This is a genomic window from Pseudomonas fluorescens, from assembly GCF_902497785.1.
Lineage (GTDB): Bacteria > Pseudomonadota > Gammaproteobacteria > Pseudomonadales > Pseudomonadaceae > Aquipseudomonas > Aquipseudomonas fluorescens_BO.
The window spans coordinates 100,658-117,890 of the sequence record NZ_CABVHK010000009.1 but is presented as its reverse complement, the minus strand read 5'-3'; the positions used below and the strand labels follow the sequence as shown (position 1 = coordinate 117,890).

Annotated in this window: 13 protein-coding genes; 11 read left to right on the top strand and 2 right to left on the bottom strand. The window is 58.9% G+C overall.

Annotation, left to right across the window (positions count from 1 at the left end; all coding sequences use genetic code 11):
* Window positions 1-56 precede the first annotated feature (56 nt).
* From F8N62_RS15170 to F8N62_RS15150, 5 genes are all read left to right on the top strand, one after another.
* Window positions 57-1,724 carry a DUF1302 domain-containing protein gene (locus tag F8N62_RS15170; protein ID WP_020300822.1) on the top strand — a complete coding sequence of 556 codons (1,668 nt, stop codon included), beginning with the start codon at window positions 57-59 and terminating at the stop codon, window positions 1,722-1,724.
* A 27-nt stretch (window positions 1,725-1,751) separates the two neighbouring features.
* Window positions 1,752-3,113 carry a DUF1329 domain-containing protein gene (locus F8N62_RS15165; protein ID WP_020300821.1) on the top strand — a complete coding sequence of 454 codons (1,362 nt, stop codon included), beginning with the start codon at window positions 1,752-1,754 and terminating at the stop codon, window positions 3,111-3,113.
* Between the two features lie 209 nt (window positions 3,114-3,322).
* Window positions 3,323-4,360: an amidohydrolase family protein gene (locus tag F8N62_RS15160; RefSeq protein ID WP_020300820.1), complete on the top strand. Its 1,038-nt coding sequence runs from the start codon at window positions 3,323-3,325 to the stop codon at window positions 4,358-4,360.
* Complete coding sequence (locus F8N62_RS15155) at window positions 4,357-5,544, top strand: phosphotransferase (protein ID WP_082643858.1); 1,188 nt, start codon at window positions 4,357-4,359, stop codon at window positions 5,542-5,544. The genes F8N62_RS15160 and F8N62_RS15155 overlap by 4 nt, the downstream gene beginning before the upstream one ends.
* Window positions 5,545-5,546: 2 nt before the next feature.
* Window positions 5,547-6,332, top strand: coding sequence for a tyrosine-protein phosphatase (locus tag F8N62_RS15150; RefSeq protein ID WP_020300818.1), 786 nt, complete (start codon window positions 5,547-5,549; stop codon window positions 6,330-6,332).
* Here the strand turns inward: F8N62_RS15150 and F8N62_RS15145 are convergent.
* Both F8N62_RS15145 and F8N62_RS15140 read right to left on the bottom strand, forming a co-directional pair.
* A complete protein-coding gene (locus F8N62_RS15145) occupies window positions 6,329-7,213 on the bottom strand; it encodes a DMT family transporter (RefSeq protein ID WP_150709208.1) in 885 nt (294 codons plus the stop codon). The genes F8N62_RS15150 and F8N62_RS15145 overlap by 4 nt on opposite strands.
* Before the next feature lie 64 nt (window positions 7,214-7,277).
* On the bottom strand, window positions 7,278-8,123 hold the full coding sequence (locus F8N62_RS15140) for an SDR family oxidoreductase (RefSeq protein ID WP_020300816.1): 846 nt from the start codon (window positions 8,121-8,123) through the stop codon (window positions 7,278-7,280).
* Between the two features lie 419 nt (window positions 8,124-8,542).
* On the opposite strand from F8N62_RS15140, the gene F8N62_RS15135 reads away from it, so the two are divergent.
* The 6 genes from F8N62_RS15135 to F8N62_RS15110 all read left to right on the top strand — a co-directional run bounded on the left by F8N62_RS15135 (window position 8,543) and on the right by F8N62_RS15110 (window position 17,228).
* Complete coding sequence (locus F8N62_RS15135; RefSeq protein WP_149417026.1) at window positions 8,543-10,204, top strand: DUF1302 domain-containing protein; 1,662 nt, start codon at window positions 8,543-8,545, stop codon at window positions 10,202-10,204.
* 30 nt (window positions 10,205-10,234) lie between these two features.
* Window positions 10,235-11,602, top strand: a complete 1,368-nt coding sequence (locus F8N62_RS15130; protein ID WP_020300814.1) for a DUF1329 domain-containing protein — start codon at window positions 10,235-10,237, stop codon at window positions 11,600-11,602.
* Window positions 11,603-11,697: 95 nt separating this feature from the next.
* Window positions 11,698-12,828: a WD40/YVTN/BNR-like repeat-containing protein gene (locus F8N62_RS15125; protein ID WP_020300813.1), complete on the top strand. Its 1,131-nt coding sequence runs from the start codon at window positions 11,698-11,700 to the stop codon at window positions 12,826-12,828.
* A 35-nt stretch (window positions 12,829-12,863) separates the two neighbouring features.
* A complete protein-coding gene (locus tag F8N62_RS15120; RefSeq protein ID WP_020300812.1) occupies window positions 12,864-15,395 on the top strand; it encodes an efflux RND transporter permease subunit in 2,532 nt (843 codons plus the stop codon).
* A gap of 46 nt (window positions 15,396-15,441) precedes the next feature.
* Window positions 15,442-16,413, top strand: a complete 972-nt coding sequence (locus tag F8N62_RS15115) for a hypothetical protein (RefSeq protein ID WP_020300811.1) — start codon at window positions 15,442-15,444, stop codon at window positions 16,411-16,413.
* Window positions 16,410-17,228 (top strand): enoyl-CoA hydratase/isomerase family protein, encoded by an 819-nt coding sequence (locus F8N62_RS15110; protein WP_057005042.1) that lies wholly within the window; start codon window positions 16,410-16,412, stop codon window positions 17,226-17,228. The genes F8N62_RS15115 and F8N62_RS15110 overlap by 4 nt, the downstream gene beginning before the upstream one ends.
* Window positions 17,229-17,233: the final 5 nt, after the last annotated feature.

Below are 17,233 nucleotides of genomic sequence, written 5' to 3'. Positions count from 1 at the left end.
CCCCGCGAGCGGGGAGCAGACAAAACGACTGACAATAAAAACAAAAGGTGGTTTGCATGAAAAAGATGAGCAAACAGGGACGCATGCGAGCCCAGCGGGCCATGGTACTGCTGGCGGTAGGGAAAATGGCGTTTGGTTACGGTGGAGCGGTGATGGCTGCGCCGATCGAACTGGCTAATCCAGACTTTCATCTGCGTTGGGATAACACCCTGCGCTACAACCTGGGGATGCGAACGGAGGGGCAAGACCGGCGCATCATGAACAACCCTAACTACGATGAATCGGACGGCAAGTTCGACAAGGGTGACATCGTCACCAACCGCATCGACTTGCTCACTGAACTCGATTTTGCCTACCGTAAAGACTGGGGGGCACGCCTCAGCGCCGCCGGCTGGTACGACCAGGCGTACCACAATGACACGGTGCGCAGTCATGTTGCCGGGTACCAGACCAGCTACGACAACGACCACTACAGCTCTGAAGTGAAGCGTTACGTCGAAGGCCCTTCAGGGGAAATCCTCGATGCCTTCGTCTGGAAAAACCTGCGCCTGGGCGATGCTTCGGTGAACGTCAAGATCGGCCGGCATACCAATTACTGGGGCGAGGGGCTACTGTTCGGTGCCCATGCGATTTCCTACTCGCAAGCGCCTCTGGATGGTGCCAAGGCAGTGACCAGTCCTGGCATTGAAACCAAGGAAGTGTTCTTGCCCATCGGGCAGATATCCGTCAAAGCTCAGGCCACCGACAACCTGACACTGGCCGCTCAATATTTCTACGAATGGGACTACACGCGCATTCCGTACGGCGGCACCTACTTCGGCGCAGCGGACCCGTTCTTCGAAGGCCCGGACCGTTTGCCTGTAGCACCTGGTTTTTCCTTTAACCGGGAGAAGTCCAAATACGGTCGTGACTCCGCCAACTGGGGCGTAATGGCCAAATACGACGTCGAGGCGATTCAATCGACGGTGGGCGCTTACTACCGCCAGTTCGATGACTACCAACCCTGGTTGGCGCCAGAAGTTTCGGCCGCTACCGGCAGCTACCGCCTGGTGTACCCGCGCAGCGTCAAACTGGTCGGCCTGAGTCTTTCGACCGTGCTCGACACGGTGTCGATCGGCAGCGAGATCTCCTATCGCAAGGGCGGTGCGTTGAACGCGGTCGGCGTTGATCCTTCCGACAACGAAGGACCGCGTGGCGATACGTACCACTTCGTCGCCAACGCTGTGTATGGTGTGCCGCGTAACTTTATCGCCAACAACGCCACGCTGATCGGCGAGTTCGCCTACAGCCACCTGCGCAAAGTGACCGAGCACGAAGAGCTTTATCTGGGTGAAAACAACAATAACTGCGTTGACCCCCGCGTCGGCACACCCGGTTCAGGGGACAAGCGCGACGGTTGTTCGACCCGGGATTACGCGGCCATCGCCGTCAATTACACACCGCAATACCTGTCGGTACTCCCGTCCTGGGACATGACCGTACCGTTGACCGTCAATTATGGCCTGTCGGGCAACGCAGCCAGTGCCGGCGGTGGTAACGAAGGCGCGCTGACCTGGTCTGCCGGCGTGCAGATGACGTATGCCCAGCGTTATGAATTTGGTTTGCGTTATTCCGATACAGACGCTCAAACGAAGAACATTCCCGGGGACACCGTCGGGGGCAACGGCGCCGTGGGCGGAACCGACCGTGGCTGGCTGGCCTTCACCTTCAAAACCTCCATCTAAAAAAGCCAAGAAGCGGAGTATCTGTTTATGAAAGGACAATTTGCATGGGCGGTGGCGCTGTTGAGCATCGCCACCGCCAGCCTGGCTGCGGCACCGGCCGACCAGGTTGCACAGATCGGAAAAACCCTGACGCCGTTCGGCGCAATTATCGCGGGCAATGCCGATGGCAGCATTCCTCCCTATACCGGCGGCCTGACGCAGAGCCCGCCAGGCTTCAAGCCCGACAGCGGCTTCTGGGCCGACCCCTTCGAGGATGAAAAACCGCTGCTGCGGATCAACTCGAAAAACATGGAGCAATACGCCGACCGCTTGAGCGGCGGGCAAAAAATGCTGCTGAGTAAATTTCCCGACTACTACCTGGATATTTACCCGACCCACCGGACCGCGGCGTACCCGCAAGCGTTGCTCGATGCCTCTGTGCGCAACGCCAGTAACTGCCGCACGACCAAGGACAACCTCGCAGTCGATCCGGCATGCCGAGGCGGGCTGCCGTTCCCGCTTCCGCAGAACGGCAATGAAGTCATCTGGAATCAACAACTGCGCTACAAGGGAACGGGTTACACCACCACGGCTTCGTCCAACAGTTGGGTAGTGGATTCTCAGGGTTCGGTGACCAAGACCGCCGAGTCCGCGACCATGGAGGAGGCGCCGTACTACCAGACTCAACAGACCGATCGCGATCCGCAGTTGTACTACCGCGCCTGGGCACTGGACAGTTATCCGGCCCGCAGCGCCGGGCAACTGATCATCCTCGCTGACTACCTCGACCCGCAAAGCCAGCCACGGCGTGCCTGGAGCTACACCCCAGGCATGCGCCGCATCAAGTTGGCGCCGGAGTTCGCCTACGACACGCCGGTGCCCAACCAGGGCGGTGTGAACCTGTTCGACGAATTGCAGATGTTCTCCGGTAGCCAGGACCGTTTCGACTACAAACTGGTGGGCCGCAAGGAGATGTATATCCCGTACAACGCCTACAAGTTCTACTTCAGTTGCGGCCAGGAAGAACAGTTCAAGCCGCATCATGCCAACCCGGCTTGCGAGCGCTGGGAACTGCACCGGGTGTGGGTGGTGGAAGCGACTCTGAAACCGGGCAAACGCCACGTCTACAGCAAGCGCACCTACTACCTCGACGAAGACACGTTTGGTGCCGGCCTGTATGACGCCTGGGACCAGGGCGGGGTGCTGTATCGCGCGCTGTTCCAGAGTGGCGTGCAGCTGTACGACAAAAACCTGCCGTACACGGTAAAAAACGTCAGCTATGACTTCAACAAAGGCATGTGGTCTTTGCTCAACGATGGCCTCAAGGGCGGATATCGGGTGCACGACACGCCGTTATCGGAGCGTGACATGAAGCCTGAGTCGATTGTTTCCCAGGAGACCCAACGCTGATTTCATCGGTTGAACACGCATTTGCGGCCTGAGAGGGCCGCTTTTTTTTGTGCGGATTTTATAAAAGGTAGCCCTGCGACTCATATTTAAATGAACACATATTAGAAATGTGTTTATATTATTGAGGGTGCAGTTATCCCTTAAATTGATCCGGATGCCCTGCGAGCGGGTCGTTCGGTCTGCTGGCTAATTACAACAAGGAGAACGCCATGCTGATTGATGTCCACGCCCACTTGCTGACTGAGGGCATGCTGAACCGTCACGAGTTCTGGGGGCCATTCATGAAAGTGCAGGGGCTGACCGTGGGGCATTTTTCCCTCGGCACCAAGCAACCGGTCAAAGCCGCGACGGATGCCGAAGCGCAGGCCAATATCCTCGCGCGCATGAGCCACGCCAGCCGTCGCCAGCTGATGGCCGAGCGGGGTGTCGACAAACTGGTGATGTCCACGCCGTCTCATTGCTTTATGTATTGGGCGGGAGATTTCGCTAACGAATACGCGCGCATCTGCAATGACGAGTTGTCGGCATTTTGTCGGGCTGATCCCGACCACTTCGATTTCTGGTGCCACGCCAACCTCGCGGATCCGCTGAATGCGGCCAAGGAAATTGAACGCGCAGTGACTCAGTTGGGCGCCAAGGGTGTGTGCGTCGGCGGGGCCAACTTCAATGGCCTGGAGGCTCACGACGAACGCCTGTTCCCCGTCTGGGAAAAACTCACCCAGCTGGATGTACCGATCATGGTGCATGGCTTCAATCAGTCGATTTACTGGGGCGAAAAACACACGGACGACAAGTTTGAAACCACCTCCATCGTCGGTGACTGCGTCGATGAAACACTGTTCTTCTGGTACCTGATCTGCGGTGGCGCGCTGGATGTTTTCCCGACCTTGAAAACCTACATCACCCATGCCGGTGGCATGGCGGTTTTCCAGTTGGGGCGCCTGAGCGAACTGAACCGGGCCATGGCACCGGACTCGCGCAATCAGCGTCCGTTGATGGATTACCTGCAGAACTTTTACTTCGACCTTGACGTTCATGCGCCGGGCTTGCGTCGTGGCGTTGCCGAGGTGGTGGGGGCGGAGCGCCTGTTGTACGGCACTAACTTTGGCGGGGCCTACGACCATGGCGATCTGACCGAAGGCATCGGCTTGTCCGCTGAAGACCGCGAGCGGATTCGCAGCGGTAACGCGATCGAACTGCTCAAGCTGAAGGTGCCGGCCAACGCTGGTCGGGTGCTGACGCCGTGACGGATAGCTCGCTGGGGCGGCCCTACCCGCAGCGCAGCGGACGGTTGCCACGGCACCTGAGCGAAATTACCGCAGCCTGGCTAACTCAGCTATTGCAGCCGCGTTATCCGGGCGTCGAGGTGCTGGCGTTAACGGCAGTGGAAGTTCGAAACGGTCACACCACCAAATTCCGCGTCAGGCTTGAGTTGAATGAGGTCGGTCAGCACGCGGGTATTCCTGCGCACGTGTGCCTGAAGTCGAATTGGTCCGAGGGTTTCGAGAGCGGCGATATCTGTGAGCTGGAAGCGCGCTTTTATCATTTGGCGCACGGCTGGTCCGATGCGCCACTGCCAGACACCTATCTCACCGACTGGGACGCCGATGGCGGCGGTCGAGGCGTGGTGATGATGGAAGACCTTGGTCTGGCCGCCGGGAAATTTGGCCATAGCACCGATCACCTGGGCGTGGATGGCGTCGCTCGGGGGCTGGAGTCACTGGCGACGTTGCATGCTGCCACCTGGAACAGTCCGCAGCTACGGGGCCAGGGCTGGCTGCCGGTGTCAATGGCCAACCCGGTGGACTGCGACGGCCTGCTGCGTATGTACAACTACATCAAGGTCAATCTGCGCAAACCGGAGTACCAACGCCTGTTGCCGAAATGGATGTATGAGACACCGGAGTTGTTCAGCCATGCGTTTGATGAATTGGCAGCTTTCGAGCGCGAACAGTCGTCACCCAGCTGCCTGATCCATGGTGATTCGCATCAGGGCAACAGTTTTTTACGCAGCGACGGCCAACGTATCTGGCTGGATTGGCAACTGTCGAGGCGTGGCCGGCCATGGCGCGATATCGCCTATTTTATGCTGGGGGCCTTAACCGTCGAGGAACGGCGCGCCGATGCGCAACGCCTGCTGCGGGTGTACCGCGAAAAACTGATCAGCCTCGGTGCCGAAGGCGTGCTTGACCAGGACGCTGCCTGGGAACAGTTTCGCCGTTGGCCGGTTTGGGGGATGCAGACCTGGATGTCGAATATGGATGACTGGGGGCAGGACGGTTTGCCGATGGTGGAACGTTTCTTCGCCGCTGCAGAAGATTTTGATACCGTGCGTTTGCTCACACATGGGCGTAAGCCTCGCCGTACGCCGACACTGGGGCAGGGCGCGCGTCCGTTAACGCAGGCCTATCAACATCTACTGGAGGATTGAGAATGGTCGGGCAGGAAGAGTTGCGCTTGCAGGGTGCGGATAACTTTCGCAGCCTCAAAGGTATTCCCACCGGTTGTGGTCGTCGTATCGGCGACCATTACCTGTTACGGGCAGAACAGCTGGATCGACTGACCGCTGAAGACTGGCAGACCTTGCGGCGGATCGGCCTGACAACCGTCTGCGATTTACGCAGCGCCGCAGAGCGTGAGCGTTACCCGAGCGGCGTACCCGATTCGGCTATCGCGCAACTCCACCTGGAGGTGCTTGGTGATGTTCGTGCCGACCCACGGATTGCCGCCATGCTCGCTGATAATCCAGAGACTCAGGGCGCGCGAAACATGATGTTGGAGGTCTACCGGCAACTTCCGCACCTGTTGGCGCCGTTGTTGCCAGCGCTGTTCGAGCTGTTCTCTACCCGCAATGCATCGGTGCTCATTCATTGCACGGCGGGCAAGGACCGCACCGGGGTCGCGGTGATGTTGCTGCTGCACGCACTGGGCGTCGCACCGGAGCACATCATGGCCGACTATGTGCTCTCGGCACGTCGCTTCAGTCAGCTGGAGGTGGCGCGTCAGCAGGCCATGAGCACCACGGTGAGCCACCTGGTCGGCCAAGCGGTCAGCGAGGCGGCCATTGATGCAGTGCTGGATGCCCGTCCCGAGTACTTGAATGCTGCGTATGCAGTGATCGACGCCGAGTACGGTGGACTGGATCTTTACCTGCAGCGCTTCAGTGGTTTGAGCCAGAAAGGCTTGCAGACATTGCGCGATACCTTGCTGGTCGCCTAGGTCACGACTTCGGTCACTACCCGCGCGGGTTTCCATTGCGCCAATCCAATTCCCAGTAAAATCAATCCGCCTCCGACCGCGTGGTACAGGTGCAATGTTTCCCCCAGCAACACAATCGCCAACACCGCGGTAAATAACGGGACCAGGTTCATCAGCACGGCGGTTTTTTCTGGCCCCAGGGTTTGCAAACCACGCATCCACAAGCCGGGCGCCAGCGCTGAGGCAAACAGACCCGCGAACAACACCAGCGGGACATTTGCGGTTGTCAGGGCTATCGAAGGGGCCAGCACAAAGGGCGGCACCAACAGCAGGGTGCCGCAGATTATTTGCACGTAAAGGCTTTCCCAGGTCGGCAGGGGAATCTGCCAGCGCTTGACCAGCACGCAGTACAACGCGTACGACAGCGAGGCCAGCAACATCATCAATTCCCCTTGGCCAACCCCGTGTGCCCAGAGCGAGGGCAGGTCGCCTGCGGCCAGCAACCACGTCAGCCCGGCAAACGACACCAGAGCACCGACCAATAACGTCGCGGTCGGTTGGGTATTGAGCAGGGGAAAGGCGAGCAGCACGGTGAGCAGGGGCATGGTCGCCAGGATCAGGCCCATGGAAGTGGCGCTGACAGTGTGCGCGGCGAAATAGGCCAGCGACTGGTACAGCGACATGCCGAGCAAGCCCAGCAGCCACAACTTGGGCAGGTGCGGCCGAATCTGCTGCCGCAACCGCCAGACCTTGGGCAACATCACCGGTGACAACACCAGCAACGCGACCAGCCAGCGGTAAAAGGAAATGGCTGCGGGGTCAATCACCCCAACCGAAAGGCAATTGACCACGGTACTGGCGGCCCAGATCAGCGTGGCAAGAACAGGGAACAGCAAGTTCATCACGGGGGCGCCAACGTTGAGGGTGCGCACTACGCACCGGAGAGTTTGTCGATATGTTTTGGTGTTATTCGCTGGCAGCGTTACGTGCCGCAATCGTCGCGGCAAAATCGCGTTTGAGGGTTGGAAAGTAGGCAATCTGCCCACCCATGCCGCCGGCAATGTCAATCGAGGCGGCGCTGATGAAGCTGGCATATTCACTGGCCAGGAACAGCGCCATACCGGCAACGTCTTCAGGTTTGCCATAACGCCCGAGCGGTACCACCTTCATCACCATGGCGTCGAACTCCTCGCGACTGACGCCAGGTCCCATTTCCTTGTAGTGACGATCCCATTGACCGGTATCGATCCAACCCATGTTCAGGCTGTTGACCAGGATATTGTCTTTGGGCAGTGACATGCCCAATGAGCGGGAGAGGGCGATGCACGATGCGCGATTGATTACTGAGGGAATTCCGTCGGGCGTCGGAATCACCCCGGCCAAGGCGTTGATTTCGATGATCCGTCCCCAGCGCTGTTCACGCATGAACGGCACCACCGCCTGCACGAATCGGAAATGCCCCATCTGCAGAATGTTGGCATGTTCGAGGATGACTTCCGGAGTGAGGGTGTCGAGGTTGCCGCCACGGCCTTGACCGGCGTTGTTCACCAACACATCGACCCCGCCCCACGCGTGTGCAACTTCAGCAACAAACGCCTTGACCCCCTCACTGTCCGTCACGTCGACAGCCCGGGCAATCACCGCCTGGGCGTGTTCCGCAAGTTGCGCGCCGACTTCCCGGACGTCTGACGCACTACGGGCGCATATCGCTACCCGCGCCCCTTCAGCTGCGAATGCCCGGGCGATGGCCAAACCAATGCCCCGCGAAGCGCCCGTGATGATCACGCGTTTGGCACTCAAATCAATATTCATGGTGGCTCCTCTTGTTTTTCTTCTGGCGGTTCACTGCCGTTTTACCCGCGCAACGCCAGGCGTTCTGTGGGATGGCAGGGGCTATTGAAAGCCCAAAGCACAAAAGCGTCAAAGTTTATTTGAACGGTTATCTGTTTTGTGTGCAGTATTTACCGGCGAAACGCCTTTGCTGGAACGATTCTTCACCTTGACGGGTGTGAAATTCTATATGAAGAATGCAAATCTTTATGTGGAATTTTATTTTGTGATCCGTTACGGTGACTTTCAACTGAGGAGGAAAGTGGGTCTGGATGCGTGCCAGACCTCTTCAGCGGACTGTCCAGGCGAGACATTCAACGATATTGTGGGGTAGCGCATATCGCTGGAGCGACCGTTTGAACGCACATAGCGACTGAAAATAACAATAAAAGGTAGTGTGTATGAATCATAAGACCAAGCAGAGTCGGCTGGTACTGGCTCAAGGTGCGCTTACGCTGATGATGGTTGGCGGCTCTCAAGGCGTCATGGCGCTCTCTTTCGATCTGCCGAACCCTGATTATCGCCTGCGTTGGGACAACACGGTCCGCTACAACCTGGGCATGCGGACTGACAGTCAGGACAGTCGCATCATGAACACGCCGAACTTCGACGAGTCCGACGGCAAGTTCGATAAAGGCGACATTGTTACAAATCGTCTCGATGTGTTGAGCGAACTCGACTTTTCCTACCTCAACGAGTGGGGTGGACGCCTCAGTGGTGCCGGCTGGTTTGACCAGGCCTATAACGATCACGATGTGAAAAGTAACGTTCCCGGCTACGCCACCAGCTATCACAACAATCGTTACAGCGACGAAGTGAAGCGCTACATGAACGGCCCGTCGGGAGAGATTCTCGATGCCTTTGTCTGGCGCAACTTCAACATCGGCGACACACCGGTCAACGTGAAAGTCGGTCGTCACACCAACTATTGGGGTGAAAGCCTGTTGTTCGGCGCTCACGCCGTGTCCTACTCCCAGGCCCCCAGCGATGGCGTGAAAGCCTCGACCAGCCCGGGTATCGAAACCAAGGAAGTGTTTCTGCCGGTGGGGCAGATCTCGGCCAAGGCCCAGGTCACTGATCACCTTTCGGTTGCCGGTCAATACTTCTACGAATGGGAGCCCACGCGCATTCCTTATGGGGGTACCTATTTCGGCGCGGCCGACCCTTTGTTCGAAGGTCCGGACCAACTGCCGGTAGCGCCTAACGGAGCGACGTTGCAGCGTCAGGATTCGCGCTTCGGTCGCGATGGCAAAAACTGGGGCGTGATGGCCAAACTCAACGTTGAAGATGTCGAATCGACGTTCGGCGCCTACTATCGCCAGTTCGACGACTACCAGCCTTGGCTGGCCCCACAGGTCAAGGCAGCGCTGGGTTCGTACCGGGTTGTTTACCCGCGTGGCGTGAAGCTGGCAGGCGTCAGTTTTGCTCGGGTTTTCAACACGGTTGCGGTCGGCTCTGAACTGTCCTACCGCATGAACGGTGCCTTGAATGCCACTGGCGTCAGCGCGCTGGACGACGAAGGCCCGCGCGGCGACACCATTCACTTTATTGCCAACGCCGTTTACGGCGTGCCGCGTAACTTCATTTCGAACAACGCGACCCTAGTGGGTGAGTTCGCCTACAGCCACCTGGATCGCGTGACTGAACACGAAGAGCTCTATAAAGGTGTCGGAAAAGCCGCTTGTACCAATGCCAGAACGCCAGGTATCGCCGGGTCCGGCAGCGAGTCGGATGGCTGCTCCTCGAAAGATTATTATGCGGTCGCGGTCAACTACACTCCGCAATACATCTCGATCTTCCCCTCCTGGGACATGGATGTACCTCTCACCGTCAACTACGGCCTGCATGGCAACGCACCAACAGCCGGTGGCGGCAGCGAAGGCGCGCTGGCTTACTCCGTCGGCGTCAAACTCACTTATGCCCAGCTGTATGAGTTCGGCCTGCGTTATGCCGACACAGCGGCCCAACCGAAGAACCTGGCCAATGGCACCGTCGCCGGTAACGGCAACGTAGGCGGTGAAGACCGCGGCTGGCTGGCTTTTACCTTCAAGACCTCCTTCTGATAAATCAAACAAGAATCGGAGAACGTGTTCATGAAACGTCCACTTGCATTAACTGCCGTCCTGATGAGTTTTGCGACCTGTAGCCTCACAGCCGCCGCTGCTGGCGACGCCTCGGACCTGGGTAAGAGCCTGACGCAGTTCGGAGCGATTCAGGCCGGTAACGCCGATGGCACGATCCCCGCTTACGAGGGCGGCCTTACCACCGCTCCGGCGGGTTTCAAGCCCGACAGCGGGTTTTGGGTTGATCCGTTCAAAGATGAAAAGCCACTGTTTCGCATTGACGCCAAAAACGTCGACAAGTATGCGGACAAGCTCAGTGAGGGGCAGAAAACCCTGATCAAGAAATACCCGACTTACTACATCGACATTTACCCAAGCCATCGCACGACTGCCTATCCCAAAGCGGTACTCGATGCCACCGTGCGAAACGCCAGCAGCTGCGCGATCCAGAAAGATGGCCTGGCCGTTGATCCATCTTGCCGTGGCGGCCTGCCGTTCCCGATTCCGAAGACCGGCAATGAAGTGATGTGGAACCAGCAGGTGCGCTACAAAATCGGCACCGGCTACTCGACCACGACTTCGTCCAACAGCTGGGTAGTCGACGCCAACGGCTCGATCACCAAGACCGCTGAACAGGCGACATTCGAAGAAACCCCGTACTACCAGGTGACTCAGGCGGATCGCGATCCACTGATGTACGCACGAGTGTTCTCGCGCAACGACTATCCGGCGCGGCGCTCCGGTGAAGTGGTGGTGCTCACTGACTTCCTCGATCCATTGGCGAAGGCCCGTCGTTCGTTCAGTTATTCCCCAGGCCAGCGCCGGGTAAAACTCGCACCGGAATTTGCCTTTGATACACCCGTTGCCAGCCAGGGTGGCGTGACGCTGTTCGACGAACTGCAAATGTTTTCCGGGAGCCAGGACCGCTTTGACTACAAGCTGGTCGGTCGCAAGGAAATGTACATCCCGTACAACGCCTACAAATTCTACTTCGGCGTCGGCAAGCAGGAAGACCAGTTCATGCCGCACCACGCCAACCCGGCGAACGAGCGTTGGGAGCTGCATCGGGTGTGGGTCGTGGAAGCCACGTTGAAGCCGGGTATGCGCCATGTCTACAGCAAACGCACCTACTACCTGGATGAAGATACTTTCGGCGTCGGCCTGTATGACGCCTGGGACAAGAGCGGCGCGTTGTATCGCTCGATCTTCCTCAGCGGCGTCCAGCTCTACGACAAAAACATTCCCTATAACGTGAAAAACGTCGTGTATGACTTCAACAAAGGCATGTACGCGTTGCTCAACGATGGTTTGAAGGGCGGCTACAAGTTCATCGACAAACCACTCTCCGAGCGTGACATGAATCCTGAAGCCATTGTGGCTCGGGTCACCCAGCGCTGATGTGATTTCGCCTGTCCTGCCTGCCGGTTTGCGCATCAAGCCGGGCAGGCAGAACAGGTGTGTTTGCCACGCGGGATGGTTAAGGAATAAAAATAATGACTAGCCCTTGCCCTGCTTCTTTTCTTCTCTGCACTTCGCGTCTGCTCCTGGCAGTCGCGTTTGCGGTCGGCGCGAGCTCATTGCTGACGACGCCTGCCTACAGCGCCGTCGCGTTGTCGGCCGATTCGCTCGACGTGCCGGCGCAGCGGATCGATGAACACCTGCCCGCACCCTTGCTGTCGGTCGCCACAGCGGGCGACGCGATGATTGGCGTCGGCCTGCACGGGTTGATCCAGCGCTCCATCGATGAGGGCCGCACCTGGCAACAGGTCGATAGCCCGGTGTCCAGCGATCTTGTGCAAGTGCGGTTTCGCGACGAGCGTCATGGCTGGATCGTCGGTCACGATGCGGTGGTCATGCACACCACCGATGGCGGTCAAAGCTGGCAAGTGCAGCTCGACGGGCGCCGCTTGTTGACCTTGCTCAACGCTTACTACGGCCCACGGGCCGAACAAGGTGATGAAGCCGCAGCCCAGATGCTTAAGGAAGTGGCTATGGCCGCCAGTACCTCGGCGACGCCGGACGTGTTGGCCGCACCCTTTCTCGATGTGATGTTCGATGAGCACGGCAACGGATTTGCCGTGGGTGCCTTCGGCATGTTGTTGCACAGCACGGATGACGGCCAGAACTGGCAGCCGTGGACCGAGCGCAGTGATAACGATCGGCGCATGCACCTGTATGGACTGGCGGAACAAGCGGGCACTTTTTACATCGGCGGGGAGCAGGGTTTGCTGCTGCGTCTGGATGGTCCGCAACAACGTTTCGTGAAAATCGATACGCCCTACACCGGCACTTACTTCGGCGTCCGCGCCTTCGACGGTCTGCTGCTGGCGTACGGGCTGCGCGGCAACCTGTTTGCCAGCCGTGATGACGGCCAGCAATGGCAGCCTGTGGCAACCAATCTCAATAGCAGCCTGGTCAGCATTGTCGAGCAGGGTGATGCCTTGATCGTCGTGAGCCAGGGTGGGCAACTGGTCAGCGTTGACCGGCAGAGTTTGCAGGTCACCCCGCTGGCAGATGCGCGGGTAGGCGAGGTGTATGCAGCCAGTGCCACCAAACAGGCTGGGAGCCTGCTTGTCACGCGCTTCAGCGGCGCCAAGGTCATCGATATCGCCCAGGCCAACTAAAGCCCCCGGCACGATTCCCCTACGAGAAAGAAAAAATGGTCGAGCAAAAATTCAACAGCGGGATGCCAGTGATTGCCAACCTGGAGGACTTTGACAAAAACTCCGGTGGCTGGTTTGAACGGGTCATATTCCGTCATCGCATGGTGGTCGTCGTTGCCTGCTTGCTCGCCACTGTGGTGCTGGGCTTCTTCGCTACACGGCTGCAAGTCAATGCCAGCTTCGAAAAAATGATTCCCAGCTCCAGCCCTTACATCAAGAATTACCTGGCGTATAAAAACCAGTTGCCAGGCCTGGGCAACAGCATTCGCGTCGTGGTGGAAAACAAATCCGGTGATATCTACGACGCCGACTATCTGCTGGCGCTGCAAAAGGTCAACGACACCCTGTACCTGATTCCAGGCATCGACCGCTCCTGGATGAAATCGCTGTGGATGCCCATCGTTCGCTGGAAAGAAGTGACGGAGGAGGGCATTGATGGCGGTGCGGTCATGCCATCGGATTACGACGGCAGTGACAAATCGATCACGGCCTTGCGCCGCAACATTATGCGTTCCGGGATCATTGGCAACCTGGTGGCGAACGACGGCCGGTCGAGCATGATTGTCGCGCCGCTGCTCGATACCAATCCGCAGACCGGACAACCCCTGGATTACGGTGATTTTTCCAAGCAACTGGAAGCGCAGATTCGCTCGCTGGAAAGTGACAAAGTGGGCATCCACATTGTGGGTTTCAGCAAGCTGGTGGGCGACCTGATCGACGGCCTGTATTCGGTCATGCTGTTCTTTGGCGCATCGGTACTGATCGCCGGGTTGTTCGTCTATTTCTATACACGCTGCCTGCGCAGTACCTTGCTGCTGGTGAGCGTGGCAGTGGCGGGGGTGGTGTGGTTGCTGGGTTTGATGCAACTCCTCGGCTACGAACTGGACCCTTACTCCATCCTGGTGCCGTTCCTGATTTTTGCCATCGGGATCTCCCACGGCACGCAAAAAATGAACGGCATTCTTCAGGACATTGGCCGTGGCACCCATAAATACATTGCTGCGCGCTATACCTTCCGCCGCTTGTTTCTCACTGGCTTGACTGCGCTCCTGACCAATATCGTTGGTTTTGCCGTGCTGGTGATCATTGATATTCCGGTGATTCGCGACCTGGCACTGACCACCAGCATTGGTGTCGCCGTGCTGATTTTCACCAAGTTGCTGCTGATTCCGGTGGCGTTGTCGTACCTGGGCGTCAGTAAGAAAGCCGCGCGTATCGCCATCGCCAAAGATCAGGCCGGCGCAGAAAACCGCGGTTTTCTCGGGCGTCTGTGGAGCGGCCTGGATCGCTTCACCGAACGGCCGATGGCCACGGCGGTGATTGCCGTATCGCTGGTGGTGACGCTGATTGGCAGCGTGGTGATGATGCACCTCAAGGTCGGTGATCTGGATCCCGGTGCACCGGAGTTGCGTGCGGATTCGCGCTATAACCGCGATAACGCCTACATCACCAGCCACTACGGACTTTCCAGTGACCAGTTCGTGGTCATCATGAAGACCAACGAAGACAGCTGCCGTCTGTACCAGTCGCTGCAAAGCATGGACAAACTGGCCTGGCGCCTGCGCCAGACGCCTGGTGTACAAACCACCCAGTCGCTGGCCGAAACCGTGCGCATGATCAGCTCCGGCATGGCTGAAGGCAGCCCGAAATGGTTGAGCATCAGCCGCGACCAGGCGATCACCAACTCGGCGGTGGATGCCGCGATGATTTCTGCACCGGGCATCACCAACCAGCAGTGCTCGGTCACTCCATTGATCGCCTACCTGGCTGATCACAAAGCCGACACACTGAGCCGGGTGTTGAAAGTTTCTGAAGAGTTCGCCAAGGAAAACAACACACCCGCTGGCGCCGAGCAGCCTGTGGAATTCCTCCTGGCTGCGGGTAATGCCGGGATCGAGGCCGCCACTAACATTGAGGTAGAGAAGGGCATCATCACCATGTACCTGGCCGTGTATGGCGCTACGGCCTTGCTCTGCCTGCTGACCTTCCGCAGTTGGCGCGCAACCCTGGTGGCGCTGATTCCTTTGCTGATGACTACGATCATCTGCAAGGCGCTGATGGTCTGGTTGGGGATCGGCCTGAAAGTAGCCACCTTGCCGGTAATCGCCGTGGGTGTCGGTGTCGGCGTGGACTACGCGCTGTATCTGCTCAGTGTGCAACTGGCGGTGCAGGAACGCGGTGGAAGCCTGGCGGTTGCGTATCGCCGCTCGCTGGATTTCACCGGTCGGGTCGTGGCGCTCGTTGGCCTGACCATGGCCGCCGGGGTGATTACCTGGGCCTGGTCGCCGATCAAGTTCCAGGCGGACATGGGCATTCTGCTGACCTTCATGTTCCTGTGGAACATGCTCGGTGCGCTGGTGCTGATCCCGGCCCTCTCGCATTACCTGCTCAACCCGAAAGGCAACTCCAAGGCCGGCGTGACCCTCGATCTGGAGGACGCGCGCGCCCAACAGGAACCGCGCAAACCCGCGGCCAGCGCACCTGCACCCCAATTGACCGAGCTCGCCTTACCCCGGCGTGTCCGCTGACTAATAGCCGGGCACAGACCTGGCTGGCAACTGCAAGGAGAGAACAATGTTCGAGTTATTGATGAGTGCCGACATGATGGTTCCGGACCCGGACGGCATGACGGAAATGTTGGTCGACAAGCTCGGCATCTACAAACACGAACGCTGGCGCCAGGCGTTCGATAATCACCCGTATATTGCGCATTTCCTGCGGGTACACAAATCCCTCGCGGTGTCGCCTACGCGCATCGAACCGCAGTGGCACCTGGATCGGCCGAACCCCGGTGATCCGTTGTTCCATGACTTTCTGGAAAGCCTGAAGGATTTCCAGGGGCATCATCGGCCGATGATCACGCACTCCATCGTGCTGGCCCTGCACGGGGACAAGTTCGACGCGCTGGTAGACAAACTGATGCGTCGTCGCTTGCCTTTCCGCATGGCGCAGCGCACCCCGGAAATGCCCTTCGACCGCTTATGGCTGGGTGCCACTCCCGAGCAACCGTATTACCAGCCCACGGTGGATGGCGGTTTGTGCATTGAGATCATGCCGACCGAGCCTTTGCAGATGCCGCCGGAAACGTATCAGTTGCCACCGATGCAGCCGCGTGATCTCAAGCCCGGCGACATGGTCCGCGTCACCGCCCGTGGCTTCCTGGTACGCGACCTCGATGAAACCCTGCGTAAGGTCTCGACCAACCTCGATTGGGAACCGAGCGGGCCGGTCGAGAGCATCGGCAGCGAAGGTTACCGCCGTGCGCGTATGGGTTTCACCGTGCCGAACAGTGCCACCCTCGATGTCCTCGAGGCGACCTACTGGAACACCGACGCCGGCCACTACGTCAATAACTGGGGGCCGGGTCCGTACTACATCCGCATCGGTGTCAACGATCTGGCTGCCAAGGCCGAGGATCTGCGGTCACGCGGCACGCGGTTCCAGTGGATCGAATCCTCCGAGGCCGTCGGCGGCCGTGCGTTGATCAAGATCGACCCACAAGAACTCAATGGCCAGGTCTTCGAGTTCGAGGAGTGCCCTGTATGAGCACAGCGCAAGAACCGCAGTCTCCCGTTTTGATCAACGATGCGGTGCGCCTTGAGCGTGATGCCATGGTGGGTTGGGTGGTACTGACCCGGCCCCGGCAGATCAACGCCATCAACGACGATATTCGTCAGGGCGTGCCGCAAGCACTGGCGCTGTTGCAGCAAGACCCGGACATTCGCGTGATCGTGATTCGCGGGGAAGGTGAGCGAGGCTTTTGTGCGGGTGCTGATATCAAGGAGCGTCGTGGCCCGGAATCGAGCCTGCAAGTGCGGCAGCGCATGGAACAGGTGCGCTGGATCGAAGCGCTGGATGGCATCAGCAAACCGGTGATCGCTGCCATTCATGGTTATTGCATGGGCGGTGGGTTGGAACTGGTGCTGGCGTGTGACATCCGCTTCGCCGCGCCCGATGCCGTGTTCGCCCTGCCGGAAACCGGCCTGGGGCTGATTCCCGGCGGCGGCGGTACGCAACGACTGTCCCGAGTGGTGGCGCCGGGTCAGGCATTGGACATGTTGCTCACCGGTGACCGGGTGGGCGCCGAACAAGCGCAGCGCATTGGTCTGGTCAGCCGCCTGGCCAGCGACAACGCCAGCCTGCTGGACGAAGTACGGGCCTTTGCTCAGCGCATCGCCGTCAAACCACCCACCGCGTCGGCGTTTGTCAAACAGGCAGCACGGGCGGCGCTGGACATGGACCTCAAACGTGGCCTGGACCTGGAGCTTGATCTGTTCGCCTTGCTGGCCCCGACCAAGGATGCCCGCGAGGCGGCCCAGGCGTTCAGTGAACGGCGCGAACCGCGATTTACCGGCGAGTAAAGCGC

Excerpts from the sequence above, each read along its gene's own strand:
- F8N62_RS15120 (WP_020300812.1), top strand. The coding sequence starts at position 12,864 with ATGGTCGAGCAAAAATTCAACAGCGGGATGCCAGTGATTGCCAACCTG.
- F8N62_RS15140 (WP_020300816.1), bottom strand. The coding sequence starts at position 8,123 with ATGAATATTGATTTGAGTGCCAAACGCGTGATCATCACGGGCGCTTCG.
- F8N62_RS15165 (WP_020300821.1), top strand. The coding sequence starts at position 1,752 with ATGAAAGGACAATTTGCATGGGCGGTGGCGCTGTTGAGCATCGCCACC.
- F8N62_RS15170 (WP_020300822.1), top strand. The coding sequence starts at position 57 with ATGAAAAAGATGAGCAAACAGGGACGCATGCGAGCCCAGCGGGCCATG.
- F8N62_RS15145 (WP_150709208.1), bottom strand. The coding sequence starts at position 7,213 with ATGAACTTGCTGTTCCCTGTTCTTGCCACGCTGATCTGGGCCGCCAGT.
- F8N62_RS15135 (WP_149417026.1), top strand. The coding sequence starts at position 8,543 with ATGAATCATAAGACCAAGCAGAGTCGGCTGGTACTGGCTCAAGGTGCG.
- F8N62_RS15115 (WP_020300811.1), top strand. The coding sequence starts at position 15,442 with ATGTTCGAGTTATTGATGAGTGCCGACATGATGGTTCCGGACCCGGAC.
- F8N62_RS15150 (WP_020300818.1), top strand. The coding sequence starts at position 5,547 with ATGGTCGGGCAGGAAGAGTTGCGCTTGCAGGGTGCGGATAACTTTCGC.
- F8N62_RS15125 (WP_020300813.1), top strand. The coding sequence starts at position 11,698 with ATGACTAGCCCTTGCCCTGCTTCTTTTCTTCTCTGCACTTCGCGTCTG.
- F8N62_RS15110 (WP_057005042.1), top strand. The coding sequence starts at position 16,410 with ATGAGCACAGCGCAAGAACCGCAGTCTCCCGTTTTGATCAACGATGCG.
- F8N62_RS15160 (WP_020300820.1), top strand. The coding sequence starts at position 3,323 with ATGCTGATTGATGTCCACGCCCACTTGCTGACTGAGGGCATGCTGAAC.
- F8N62_RS15130 (WP_020300814.1), top strand. The coding sequence starts at position 10,235 with ATGAAACGTCCACTTGCATTAACTGCCGTCCTGATGAGTTTTGCGACC.